At 60.6% G+C, this 12,916-nt stretch carries 13 protein-coding genes; 1 reads left to right on the forward strand and 12 read right to left on the reverse strand.

Going from position 1 to position 12,916, the window contains the following annotated elements:
* Nucleotides 1-33 precede the first annotated feature (33 nt).
* The 12 genes from GY791_10540 to GY791_10595 form a co-directional block, all read right to left on the reverse strand.
* Nucleotides 34-789: an SDR family NAD(P)-dependent oxidoreductase gene (locus GY791_10540; GenBank protein ID MCP4328859.1), complete on the reverse strand. Its 756-nt coding sequence runs from the start codon at nucleotides 787-789 to the stop codon at nucleotides 34-36.
* Nucleotides 790-825: 36 nt separating this feature from the next.
* The gene (mazG, locus tag GY791_10545) at nucleotides 826-1,656 is read right to left on the reverse strand and encodes a nucleoside triphosphate pyrophosphohydrolase (protein ID MCP4328860.1); all 831 of its coding nucleotides are present in this window, start codon (nucleotides 1,654-1,656) and stop codon (nucleotides 826-828) included.
* Nucleotides 1,657-1,970: 314 nt separating this feature from the next.
* Nucleotides 1,971-2,915, reverse strand: coding sequence for a glycosyltransferase family 2 protein (locus GY791_10550; protein ID MCP4328861.1), 945 nt, complete (start codon nucleotides 2,913-2,915; stop codon nucleotides 1,971-1,973).
* Nucleotides 2,916-3,050: 135 nt separating this feature from the next.
* Nucleotides 3,051-3,818 carry an MBL fold metallo-hydrolase gene (locus GY791_10555; GenBank protein MCP4328862.1) on the reverse strand — a complete coding sequence of 256 codons (768 nt, stop codon included), beginning with the start codon at nucleotides 3,816-3,818 and terminating at the stop codon, nucleotides 3,051-3,053.
* Nucleotides 3,819-3,831: 13 nt separating this feature from the next.
* On the reverse strand, nucleotides 3,832-4,623 hold the full coding sequence (locus GY791_10560) for a TatD family hydrolase (GenBank protein ID MCP4328863.1): 792 nt from the start codon (nucleotides 4,621-4,623) through the stop codon (nucleotides 3,832-3,834).
* A 4-nt stretch (nucleotides 4,624-4,627) separates the two neighbouring features.
* The gene (locus tag GY791_10565; protein ID MCP4328864.1) at nucleotides 4,628-6,187 is read right to left on the reverse strand and encodes a methionine--tRNA ligase; all 1,560 of its coding nucleotides are present in this window, start codon (nucleotides 6,185-6,187) and stop codon (nucleotides 4,628-4,630) included.
* A 59-nt stretch (nucleotides 6,188-6,246) separates the two neighbouring features.
* Entirely contained in the window at nucleotides 6,247-7,311 is a 1,065-nt protein-coding gene (locus tag GY791_10570) for a DNA polymerase III subunit delta' (GenBank protein ID MCP4328865.1), read from the reverse strand.
* The gene (locus tag GY791_10575) at nucleotides 7,308-7,937 is read right to left on the reverse strand and encodes a dTMP kinase (protein MCP4328866.1); all 630 of its coding nucleotides are present in this window, start codon (nucleotides 7,935-7,937) and stop codon (nucleotides 7,308-7,310) included. Before GY791_10575 ends, GY791_10570 begins: the two co-directional genes overlap by 4 nt.
* Nucleotides 7,938-7,955: 18 nt before the next feature.
* Entirely contained in the window at nucleotides 7,956-9,143 is a 1,188-nt protein-coding gene (locus tag GY791_10580) for a D-alanyl-D-alanine carboxypeptidase (GenBank protein MCP4328867.1), read from the reverse strand.
* A 136-nt stretch (nucleotides 9,144-9,279) separates the two neighbouring features.
* Entirely contained in the window at nucleotides 9,280-10,257 is a 978-nt protein-coding gene (locus GY791_10585; protein ID MCP4328868.1) for a septal ring lytic transglycosylase RlpA family protein, read from the reverse strand.
* Nucleotides 10,254-11,486, reverse strand: a complete 1,233-nt coding sequence (locus GY791_10590) for a lytic murein transglycosylase (GenBank protein MCP4328869.1) — start codon at nucleotides 11,484-11,486, stop codon at nucleotides 10,254-10,256. Before GY791_10590 ends, GY791_10585 begins: the two co-directional genes overlap by 4 nt.
* An 80-nt stretch (nucleotides 11,487-11,566) precedes the next feature.
* On the reverse strand, nucleotides 11,567-12,352 hold the full coding sequence (locus GY791_10595) for a YdcF family protein (protein MCP4328870.1): 786 nt from the start codon (nucleotides 12,350-12,352) through the stop codon (nucleotides 11,567-11,569).
* A gap of 241 nt (nucleotides 12,353-12,593) precedes the next feature.
* Here GY791_10595 and GY791_10600 point away from each other — a divergent pair, with 241 nt between their 5' ends.
* Complete coding sequence (locus tag GY791_10600; protein MCP4328871.1) at nucleotides 12,594-12,764, forward strand: hypothetical protein; 171 nt, start codon at nucleotides 12,594-12,596, stop codon at nucleotides 12,762-12,764.
* Nucleotides 12,765-12,916: the final 152 nt, after the last annotated feature.

Raw genomic sequence — 12,916 nt, forward strand, 5'->3', positions numbered from 1 at the left:
TAAATATCAAATACTTAAAACCTATCTCTCAACTTAATCCTCGCGATGAATGCTCAGCGGCGCGAACGATTGAGTCAACGGCATCACTTCCAACCGGTTGATATTGATGCGGTTCGGAAGCGACGTGATCCAAAATATCAATTCCGCAATATCTTCTGCCGGCAGCGCCCCCGAATTCTCGTAAACCGCCGCGGCGCGCTCGGAGTCTCCCTTAAAACGGGTCTCCGAAAAATCGGTTTCACACAGTCCCGGTTCGAGGCTGGTGGCGCGAATCCCCTTGCCGAGAAGATCGGCGCGGAGCTGCAGCGAGAAGAAATTCACGAAGGCTTTCGTCGCGCCATAGATGTTTCCGCCGGGATAGGCATAGGTTCCGGCAACGGAGCCGAGGTTGACGATATGGCCATGACGGCGCGCGACCATGCCCGGAAGGACGGCATGGGTGGCATACAGCAGGCCCTTGATATTGGTGTCGATCATGACTTCCCAGTCTTCGATGTCCGCGTCTTGCACTTTGTCCAACCCGAGGGCCAGGCCGGCGTTATTGATCAGGACATCGATCTCGTCGAACGGTGCGGGGAGGGATCTGACGCCGTCGTAAACGGCGTCGCGGTCGCGGACATCGACATTGAGGACATGGACCGGGGTCTCGAGCTCTTCCTGCAACGTGGTGAGCCGGTCCATGCGCCGCGCCAGCAGCACCAGCGTAGCCCCGGCCTTGGCGTAGCGACGCGCGCTGGCGGCGCCGAATCCGGAGGTGGCGCCGGTAATGAAGACGACCTGGTCGTTCATCAAAACTCTCCTTCGGAAGAATGGGTCGCGGGCGACCTAAGACGCGCCGTTGCGGCGTTCCCGTTCCTTGGCTTCGATCCAGAGCTTTTCCATTTCCTCGAGCCCGGCATCGCCCACTGCTGTACCACGCGCCTCGAGCCCGGTTTCAATCGCTTCAAAACGGCGGACAAATTTCGCATTGGTGCGGCGCAGGGCATCCTCGGGGTCGACCCCAAGGTGACGCGCCAGGTTGGCGCAGGCAAACAAAAGGTCGCCGATTTCATCGGCCAGCCGATCGTGATCGCCTGACGAAAGTTCCGCTTTGATTTCAGCGACTTCTTCATCGATCTTGTCAAAAACCGGCTTCGCATCGGGCCAGTCGAAGCCGACCCGCGCCGCGCGCTTCTGAAGTTTGTAGGCGCGAAGCAGCGCCGGCAATGCCGCCGGAAGTCCGCCCAGGACGCCGCCGGCGCGGGATTTCTCCCCATCCGAGGCTGCCTTGACGGCGCGTTCGGCGGCCTTTTGCTCTTCCCAGGCTCGGGTTTGCGATTCGGCGTCGTCGACGGTGGCGCCACCGAAGACGTGGGGATGACGACGCACCATTTTGTCCGATATGCCGGCGGCGACGTCGTCGAAGTCGAATTCGCCTTGCTCCTCCGCCATCCGCGCATGAAACACGACCTGCAGCAAAAGATCGCCTAATTCCTCGCGCAACTCGGTCAGATCGTTGCGTTCGATGGCATCGGCAACCTCGTAGGCTTCCTCGATCGTGTAGGGTGCGATCGTTGCGAAGTTCTGCTCGACATCCCACGGACAACCAGACACCGGGTCGCGCAGGCGTGCCATGATATCGAGGAGACGGTCGATCGGGGCGGGGACAGTCGACATGACGGGCTAGCACGGTTTGAAGTGGGCTCTGAAGGCCGGCACGGTACACCAAGGTCACGGAACGTGGAAAGGTCGCGTGAGCGCCGAGACTGCGCGTGGAGCGGCCTGGAAAGGGCCGGGCCGTTTGGGGGAGTCGGTCCATGCAGCATCGCCCGAGTAGTATCAGAAAGTCGCATAATGTATATTATGGAAAATATCGATTGCGATAGGCAAGGCAGCGCTTCGGTTCCGTCAAATGGTCACGCCGCACGTTAACGCCGGTCCGCACCCAATTGATTTCACGGGATAACATCCGCTTTCCGGTACACACGCACCTAGCGATAGGCCGATCGCACGGAGGGTGCGCCGCGGAGGGCTCGGGCCATCCCCGGTACCTCGAGCAAATGGACGCCCAGTGCGACAACGGGCGTAATCGGCAACACATACCACGGCACGCGATAAGCGACGTGGAAGCGAATACAATTGATCGTGCTCTTGATCGTTCGAAAGGCGACGATCAAAGGGATCCCCGCATAACCGAGACGCAACAGCCAAGCCCGCGGTAAGGAGCGATCGATCTGCCGCGAGCGGATCGAAGCGAACCCGGTTTGGGTCCGAACTGCATACTCGAACCGCCAACCGTCATGGGAGTGCACGACATGGGCGGCCGGCTCGTGATAGAGGCGGTAGCCGGCGCTTCGCACCCTCTTTCCATGAAGGCCGGTTCCGAATGGGCCGACCTCGTTGGTCAACGGATGGCGGAAAAACACGGAGCGCTGGAAGATCGCGTTGTTGTTCGTCACATAGGTCATCTCACCAGGCGGAAAAGCTTCCAGCGGAGCACGTTGGAGGATGGCGAGAATTCGAAAGATGAAGCCCCGGTTGCCATAGGTCGTGCGACCGCACACGGCTGCGGCATCCGGTCGTGCCCGAATCGCTGCGACCAGATAACGCAGCCACGACGGGTCGGGCACCGAGTCTGCATCGAGAGTGGCGAATAGCTCCGTGTTCGCTTCGCGAGCACCGTCGAGCACCAGATCATAGGCGGTGGTCCCGTCCGAAATCAGAATCCGTAGCGCAGGAAGAATTTCGACCAGATCGTCGGGAATGCGCTCGGCATGGGCCCGGCTTTCCACGAAAAACACGTCAAAATGCTCTTCGATGTCCTGCGCCGCGATGCCCCTCAGGCTGCGCCGAAGATCGGCCCATGCCGCCGCCTGATCGACCCCATAGTCGATGACGACAACAACCGTGACCGCCGCCTCTTTCAGGGCTTCCACCAGCCATACTCCTCGATTCGAATCAACGCATGCGGCATCTTATCAAGGTTGACCGAGACACCCCACGTCCCTCCTCTTTCGGACAGCGAGATCGATTTGACGATCGAGCGTCGATCGAAATCCATGGCCAACCATCTAAAGTTCGATCACGAGCTGGTCGAAGGCCGGCTCGATGCCGTCCGGGCACATGGCGCGGACCGTTGCGTAGTCCATATTCATGCCGAGGTGCGTCAGGATCGCGCGCTCCGGGGCCACGCGACCGATCCATTCAACGGTCTTGGTAAAATGCGCATGGGTCGGATGGGGCGCCGTTTGCAGGCAGTCGACGATCCACAATTTGACCCCCGCGAGCACCCCGAACGCTGCTTCATCCAAACTCTCGACATCGGTCGAATAGGCCATGTCGCCGATGCGGTAACCGGTGGTGGTCTCGGTGCCGTGACCCTGTTCGAAGGGCTCAATTCGTAGACCCGCTATCGCCAATGGGCCGTCGACGACATGTGGGGTCAAGGTCGGCGCATAGATACCCGAGCCATCGAAAACATAGCCAAACCTGGCGCGGAGCGCATTCATCGTCGCACGCTGGCCGTAGACATCGACCGCGGCGCCGCGGTGCGCTTTCACCGCACGTAGCTCGTCGATCCCATGGATATGGTCGGCATGGGTATGGGTGTAGAGCACGGCCGTGATATCGGCGACCCCCGCGACCAACAATTGATGACGCAGGTCGGGGGCGGTGTCGACGAGGAGGTTCGTACCCTGATCCTGGACCAGGATCGACGACCGCGTTCGGCGATTGCGCTCGTCCGCGGGATCGCAAGCACCCCAGGCCCCCTTCCCGTCCACGCCGCCGATGACCGGCACGCCGCCCGATCCGCCACAGCCCAGAATCGTCACACGCATGGCCGTCGGCGCCTTAAACGAATTCGGCGGGTCGCGGAACCTTGGTAAACAGGCGAAAGAAGTTCCGCGTCGTCGCTGCGGCGAGAGCCTCGGGTTCCAGCCCTTTGAGGTCCGCCACGCAGGCGGCCGTGTATGCGACGAATGCCGGCTCGTTGCGCCTGCCCCGCTTGGGAACCGGCGCCAGATACGGGGCGTCGGTCTCAATCAACAGACGGTCGAGCGGCAGATCCTGGACCGTCGTTCGCAGATCTTCCGCCGCCTTGAAGGTCACGATGCCCGACAATGATATGTAGAAACCAAGTTCTATTGCTTTTTCAGCCAGTTGCCGACTCGTACTAAAGCAATGAATTAAACCCGGCAAAGCACCTTGGGCGACCTCCTCGGTGAGAATCTCGATTGTGTCGGCATCCGCGTCCCGGGTGTGGACAATCAACGGCATCTGGGTTTCGCGAGCGGCCTCTATGTGGGCGCGAAAGCTTGCCCTCTGGGCATCCGGCGGGCTGTGTTTGTAATAGTAATCGAGTCCGGTTTCGCCGATCCCGACGACCTTTGGGTGCGCGCTGCGATCTATCAGTTCGGCTGGGTCCCTAACGCCCTCCGGCGCCGCCTCATGCGGGTGAACGCCAACGCTGCAAAAGATGTTGCCGTAGCGCTCCGCCACCGCGAGGACCGATGGGAAGCGGCTCAGATGGGTGCAAATCGTAACCATGCAGCCGACCCCCGCCTCCCCTGCCCGACCGACCACGTCATCGAGCTCGGTCTCGAAATCGGGAAAATCGAGATGGCAGTGGCTGTCGACCAGCATCGACTCACGACTCACCGTCTTCACCTTCGACGTAGCGCGGAAAGATGCCTTCCGGTTTTGGTAAGGTCGTTCCGGGTTGAAGCGCGCCAACCGAACCGAGGGCGGCGAACGTCCACCGCTCATTCGGTACCGCGAGCTGATCCAGCAGACGGGCGCACGAACCCGGCACGAACGGTTGCAGCAAGATCGCGAGGTGGCGCAATACTTCGGCCAGAACGTAAAGCACGGTCTCCATTCGCGCCGGGTCGCTGCGTCGAAGCGCCCACGGCGCCTGTTCATCGATGTACCGGTTTGCCGCCGCAATGACCGTCCAGATCAATTCCAGGGCCCGGTGGAAGGCCTGGGCGTCGAGATGGGACCGCATTTCGGCCAGAAGCGCCTGAGCCGCCTGCATCAGCTTCTCGTCGGCCGCCTCGAAATCGCCCGGTCTCGGCACCTTCGCATCGCAGTTCTTGTTGATCATCGACAGAACGCGCTGGCACAAATTGCCGAAATCGTTGGCCAGGTCGCCGTTGATTCGTCCCACCATCGCGCTATGGGAAAAGTCGCCGTCATTGCCGAACGGAACCTCTCGGAGGAGAAAATAGCGCACCTGATCGAGACCATAGGTGTCGACCAAATGGTGCGGGTCGATGATGTTGCCGACCGTCTTGGAAATCTTTTCGCCCTCGTTGGTCCACCAACCATGGGCGTATACGCGGCGCGGCGGCGTGATATCCGCGGCCATCAAGAAGGCCGGCCAGTAGACGGCATGAAAGCGCAAGATATCCTTGCCCACCATGTGGAGATCGGCCGGCCAAAATGTCGTGAAATCGGCCTCGTCCACGTCGGGAAACCCGGCGGCGGTGATATAATTCGTCAATGCGTCGAGCCAGACGTACATGATGTGCGCCTCGTCGCCCGGCACCGGAATGCCCCATTCGAAGCTGGTCCGCGACACCGACAGATCCCGCAGGCCGCCGGAGACGAAGCTGGTGACCTCGTTGCGCCGTGTTTCGGGAGCGACGAAGCTGGGATTCTCGTCGTAGAACTCGAGCAGCCGGTCTTGCCACGCCGAAAGCCGGAAAAAATAGCTCGGCTCCTCAACCCACTCGACTTCGGCGCCGGACGGGGCACGGCGAACGCCGTCAGCGTCGGTGGTCAATTCCTCTTCGCCGTAATAGGCCTCGTCGCGAACCGCGTACCATCCGTTATAGGTGTCGAGATAGATTTGATCGTTGTCGATCAAACGCCGCCACAATGCCTGGCAGGAACGAATATGCCGTTGCTCGGTGGTGCGGATGAAATCGTCGTTGCTGAAATTCAGGGTCACGCACAGATCGCGAAAATTCTGCGACACCCGGTCGGCGAATGACTGGGCGTCCAATCCAGCCGCGCGCGCCGACTTTTCGACCTTCTGCCCGTGCTCGTCGGTCCCCGTCAGAAAGCGGACGTTGAAGCCGTCGAGCCGCTTGAACCGAGCGAGGACGTCGCAAGCCAGGGAGGTATAGGCATGGCCGATGTGGGGGGCATCGTTGACGTAGTAGATCGGCGTTGTGATGTAATAGGATCGCGTGCCGGCCATCGTTCTGCTTCTCCCTACCGAGCCACAGCGCAAACTCGCCGTCTACGCCGCCGGGTCGGTTAGGGCCGGGCCGCGGCTTCGATGATATTGAACGCGCTAATGACCGCCTGTTTTCGGTCCAGATTGGCGTATTCCGTCCGTCTGTGAAGACGGCTGATCTTGTCCCATACCTCCAACCATTGTTCAAGACTCCGGCGCTCGGCGAGGCGCCGCCAAACGGCTACCGCATCCGTGTCACAATCGGAAGCGGGCAGCCCGACGGACGTCCGGACCAATTGGGATAGCCACCATTCGAAGCACTCGAAAACGCGGTGGAACGGAATGTCGTCGCGGGCCCGCGCGACCGTATCGCCAAGGGCATCGACGGCGCCGACATCGATATCGGGCAATTTTTCAAGACCGTCCGCGACCTCGCGAAAATATGTCAGCCCCTCGCCGGAGAGCAGCCCCAGACCCCGCCCCGGGCATCCCTCGGACAGGCTGGTGGCGAGCGCAAGGTCATTCGGCGCTGCGTCGGGCATGAGCGATTCCAATACGCTTCGCGTCGCATCGGAGCTGAGGGGGGACAAGGCCAACTGCCGGCACCGCGACCGAATCGTCGGAAGCAAACTTCGTGGAGCATGACTAATAAGGACGATCAAGACGTTGCCTGGAGGTTCCTCAAGTAATTTAAGAAGTGCATTCGCCGCATTGCGGTTGAGTTCATCGGCGCTGTCGATGATCACCGCACGCCACCCGCCAGCGGCCGGCGTGAGGCGGAGAAATGCGGTCACCTTGCGGATCGCCTCGATCGGAATCTCTTTTGCTATCTTTCCGGTGTCGGGCGCCGGTTCCCGTCTTATCATCACGAGATCCGGATGGTTTCCAGGGGCCGCCTGGAACGCGCCGCGCGAGCCACCCTTGTCATCGAAAAGGCCACCGTCGTCGGAGTGGGCTCCGGAAAGCATGTAGCTCGCCATGTGAACGGCAAATGTCGCCTTGCCAATGCCCCGCGGCCCGGTCAGCAGCCAGGCATGTGCCACCCGGCCGCCGGCAACCGTCCGCCGGAATTCATCGGCGGCATTTTCGTGGCCGACCAGGTCTCCAACCGGTGCCGGTGGAGCGGCGCCATCGGTGTCGCTCATGACAGATCCACGTTCAACCGTGCACTGACAGTGGTGCGGACATCGGCAGCGACATCTTCGATGTCGCGGCCGGCATCGATGACAACGCAGCGCTCCGGTTCCGCCTCGGCGATTTCCAGGAAGGCGCGCCGAACCCGTTGATGAAATTCCGACCCCATCCGCTCGTAGCGATCCTCCGGCCCGGTGGCGCGGGCCAGTCCGATTTCGACCGGAACGTCCAGGACCACCGTCAAATCGGGGGCGAAATCTCCGATTATCAAGGCATAGAGATCGGTCACCTTCCGATCCCCCAGGCCCTGGGCAAAACCCTGATAGGCGCGAGTCGAATCCGCGAAACGATCGCTGAGCACCCAATCTCCGCGAGTGAGCGCCGGCCAGACCGTCTCGGTCAAGTGGCGCCACCTCGCGGCGAAGTGGAGGAGTGTCTCCGTCATCGGATCCCATCGATTGGGCTCGCCGTGGACGAGCAGTCCGCGAATCTCTTCGGCGCCGGGCGCGCCACCCGGCTCACGGGTCTCGACGACCCGCCGGCCGCTGGCGCGCAGAACATCGCCGAAGCGGGAAATCTGCGTCGATTTTCCGGCGCCTTCTCCGCCCTCGAAGGTGATGAAACGACCGCCGTTCATGGCCGAGGCGGCTCGGCTCTAATTCGAGCTGGCTTGGACGGAGCTGGCGGCGCCCCAGATGAGATGTTTCAGCGACGCCCCAATCCGGCCGATGAAATCGAGTTCGGCTATGTCTTGTCCGGCAAATAACGGGAATTTGGCCGGTCGCATGCCCGGCGCGGCGACGACGAGTTTGGCGACTTGATCTCCCGCCTTGATCGGTGCCTGAACCGGTTCATCGACGATGACCGACACGCTCATATCGCGCTGACCGGCGCGCGGCAAGGTCAGGGTAAGACCACGGTTGAGTACGAGCGGCAACGCCGGTTGGGCGCCCATCCAGACCTCCGCCGTTTCGATGACCTCGCCTGGTTCGAACAGTTGGTAATTTTCGAATTCGCGAAACCCCCAGGAGAGTAACCGCGCGCTCTCCTCACTTCGCGGGTTGACTCCGGACAGCCCATTGACGACCAGGACCAGGCGCCGATCGCCGCGCTTGACCGAGGCCGTCAGACCATATCCCGAAACCTCGGTATGTCCGGTCTTGAGACCGTCGGCACCGAGATCCTTGTACAGAAGCGGATTTCGGTTGCCTTGCTTTATGTCGTTGTATGTGAAGGTTTTTTCACTATAGAGATGATAAAATTCGGGATATGTCGTGATCGTATGAATGGCGAGAGTCGCCATGTCGCGCGCGGTCGTAAGATGTTCCGCATGGGGCCAACCGGTGGCATTGCGGAATGTCGTGTCGCGCATACCAATTTCCCTAGCCTTTTCGGTCATCAGGTCACCGAAGGCCGATTCGGTACCGGCAATCGACTCGGCAACCACGATCGACGCATCGTTTCCCGATTGAATGATGATGCCGCGCAACAGGTCCTCGACCGAAACCTGGGTGTTGACGTCGACGAACATCTTGGAACCGCCCATGCGCCACGCCGCTTCGCTGACCGGCAGCGTTTCGTCCAAGGACAGGCGTCCGTCCCTCAACCGTTCGAAAACGAGGTCGGCAGTCATGATCTTGGTCATCGACGCCGGCGCCATCAATTCGTCGGCGTTCTTTTCGAACAGTACCGTCCCTGTTTCGACATCGATAAGAAAGGCCTGCATCGCATTGGTTTCGATCGCCATCGCTTCCATTGGCAAGGCGGCGGTGAAAATGGTGACCGCGGCGGAAGCGATTGGGGCGGCGATCCAGCCAATGAACTTGCTACGTCGGATTTTCATAGGATTTCGTGACCACTCCATTAGTGCCAAAATCGAAACGATGGTAACGCGGCCTTTTTCCAAACCGGCCCGCGCACATCGACCGGAACGCTAAGTTGGAAATTTACCGAAAGCGTGTCACAGCACATCGCCAAGATCAATTCACGATGATCCTCGCATCGTGCTGGCCGGCGACGACGACCCTGGCAAGCAGACGATTCGCTGCCGTGGCGTCGTAAACCGGGCCAAGGAGTACGCGGTAGAAGGATTGCCCGTTCAACTGCGTTCGGGTGATCAGGGTCGGCCCCATCGTCGTCAATCGGTCGGCCAAGGCGCTGGCGTTCGAATAGTGGAGAAACGACCCGGCCTGGACATACATCTGTGTCGAATTGATCAGGTTTGGGCTCGCGGACTGTTGGGTGGGGAACGCGATTATGGCTGCCGAATCCGCCGTAGCCACCGGTGGCGCTATGGATTGGGTGTTTGCGGTATCGAGCGCCGTGGGTGGCGGCAGCGATTCCGTCGACACCGATGTGGTCGGCACCGATTCCGCCCTTTCGTTCTCGCTCAGGACGATGGTCTGGCCGGCGGAAGCCAGCGCGATACTTTCTTCGGTCAATATCTGGACCCGAACTTTCGCCGTTCCATTCTTTCGAAATCCAAGCTCCTCGGCCGCCGCTTTCGACAAATCGATAATCCGGCCCGGGATAAACGGCCCGCGATCGTTGACCCTGACAACCAGGATCCGTTCGTTTTCGAGATTGGTGACGCGAACCACACTGGGCATCGGTAGGGTGGTGTGGGCGGCACTGATCTCGTCTTTGTCAAAGATTTCGCCATTCGCTGTGGCTCGACCGTGAAACGGCTCGCCGTACCAGGAGGCAATGCCGATTTCATCATATTCGTAATCAATCTTTGGGTAATACCAGACCCCTGCCACTTGATAGGGTTTGCCAACCTTGTAGGTGGCCACGCCGTCGGGTCGTGTCAGGCCGTCCTCGGCCGTATCGGCGCAGGCCGCCAGCAGCAGCAATGTCGCTGCCGCAGCGCCCCATCGCCAATGGCGCGATAGCGGGCTGCGCCGCGATGATCCGTCGAGATTGGGGTCCATGGACATCCGGCCATTGGCGTTCATTGGACTGTCGATCCCGAATCGGCGGTGTGCAGCCGCAGGACCTGAATGATTTCGACGGTCGGGTAGCCGTCGGGCGGATGCCCGACCTGGCGCTGAAAGGCGCGCAAGGCCGCTCGGGTCTGGCGACCGACGACGCCGTCCGGTTCCCCGGTGTTGAAACCGGACCGGTTGAGGAGATCCTGAATTTCAATGACCTCGGCGCGGCTGAGTGCGCGGTCGTCGGCCGGGCGCGGAGTTCTCAGACGTGGCAAGCCGTCGAGAAGGTCCGAAAGGTAGCCGACCGACAACGCATAATTGATCGAGGCATTCCAGCGCATGATGACGCGGAAGTTCTGGTAGATCAGAAATGCCGGGCCCTTATGCCCGCCGGGGAGAATAAGGGAGGCGGTGATGTCGGCGCCCGGTAGATCGCCGCCCTCCGCCTTGCGCACGCCGAGCTGCCGCCACTCGGTCAGCGGCTTGACCACGGACATCGATGCCAGCTCCCAATCAAATCCGGGTGGCAGGCTGACTTCCCTGCCCCAGGTTTTGGTCCCGTCCCAGCCCAGGGCGTTGAGGAAATTGGCCGCAGAGGCCATGGCATCCGGTAGCGTGTTCCAAATATCCCGCCGACCGTCGCCGTCATGATCCACCGCATAACGGCGAAACGTCTCGGGCATGAATTGGACCTGGCCCATGGCGCCGGCCCAGGAGCCGACCATCCGCTCGGGCGAAATGAGGCCCTGGTCCACGATGAGCAGGGCGTCAATCAGGTGAGACCGAAAGAATGTGCTTCGCCGCTCGTCATACGCCAGCGTCGCCAGGGCGGCGATGACCGGAATGTCGCCGATATAGTCGCCGAAGTTGGTCTCCAAGGCCCAGAACGCCACCAGAAATCGCGGTTGAACGCGGTATTGCCGTTGGATGTTGCGCAGCAACGGGCCGTGCGTAGCCAGCATTTCTTGGCCCCGCACGATGCGGTCGGCGGTAACCCGTTTATCGAGATAGCTCCAAAACGTTTGGGTGAATTCGGGCTGGCGCCGGTCGAGCTCGAGTACCCGGTCGAGCGGCTCGAGTTCGCTGAACGCGCGATCGAATGTCGCCGCGGAAACGCCTTTGGAGAGTGCCTCAATTCGCAGGTCTTGGACCCAGGTCTTGAAAGCGGGGTCCGCCGCCGAAGAAGAAGCCGTCAGCAGCGAAAAGCATGCGAGGACGGTTATGACGGCATTAATCAGGCGGTGGCCAAACATCAGGCATCCCGAACCGGTGGCGAGCCATGCACATTTGCCACATTCCCCCAGCGCGGTGCAACTCACGTCAACGTAGCAAATTAGGGGCCGGGCACGAGTGCGTCCGAATATTCCGCCCACCTGTAATATGCGAGCCCCAGCATTTCGTGGACGAAGAGGTCGGCGAGGCGAAGCCCGCGCCGGACGTCGAATCGATACGAACCGGCACCCGTAGCGCGCGCCTGGAACCCCGCGGGAACGCCGATGACCGACCATCCGGCTTTGCGAAATGCGCCGATCGCACGTGGTAGATGGTTGGCCGAGGTCACAAGCAGCCAAGTTTCGTCCGCTTTTGGCTTGGCCAAATTATATGAAAAAACGGCATTCTCGCGGGTATTGCGCGAATTGCGCTCATAGATGATGCGATCGTCGACAAGTCCCATCCGTTGAAATATTTGCCGCGCCATATCGGCCTCGCGCGTGTCGGAGGTGAGACTGCCGGTGCCCCCTGAAAAGACAAGCCGTGCCTCCGGGTAGAGATTTGCCAAAGTGAAAAAGGCCGTCGATCTGCTGTTGCCGTCACCCAACAGATGCTCCGGACGGGACTGCAATAGCTCGGCGTCACCGCCGCCACCGAGTACAACGATGCCGTCGACGCGCGGTGGCAATGGGGTGGGTACCGGAACGCGGTCTTCGAGCCAGCGAACACCGATTTCCGGCAGTGGCGTAACGCCGGCGATGACAAACAGGACGGACGCCACCGCAAGGATCCGGCGCCCCCCTCGAGACCAGCGTGTAAACAGCAATCCGGTCCCGAATATGACCAGGATGAAGATCAGGTTACTGGGCGTGGCGATAAGATCGGCTATCTTGGCGATCTCGAACATGGCCTCGTTCCATCATCCCGCGCGGCAACGTGGGGCAACCGCGGTCGCTACCGTCCTGAACCTTAGGATATTCGCACGCCGCCCGACGGCACTCATAGCACCCCTCCGGAGCCGAGGATTTATCTCAAAGTATGGAAGTTCTTAACAATTTGTTTAAGGGCGTTGGCGGAGAATGCCAATCCTATGCTTCCGTTTGCGAAGCATGGGGCTCAACGAAGGTCGAAGACGGGGGTCGAATACAATGACCGAATCACAAGTCTATCAGACGGCGCAACTCGTCATGCAGGAGCACGGCGGATGGGCTACCGATTTTGCCTTGGAACGTGCCAAGGACGCCCTGATCGAAGGCAACGATCAGGCGAAAGCCATGTGGCTGCGAGTTTTGGATTCGCTCCAGGACCTCTCGCACTAGCAGGGTGCTGAAAAACTATTTCCGGCACGGATTTGAGCAAGAATGATTCCTAAATGACCCGGGGGCGATTCTTTCTTTTCGCTAGTGGCACCGTGTCGATTCTTTTATTGCGAGCCCTGCCCATCTCACCGACTTTTTCAGCACCCTGCTAG

The sequence above is a fragment of the Alphaproteobacteria bacterium genome, assembly GCA_024244705.1.
Classification (GTDB): Bacteria; Pseudomonadota; Alphaproteobacteria; order JAAEOK01; family JAAEOK01; genus JAAEOK01.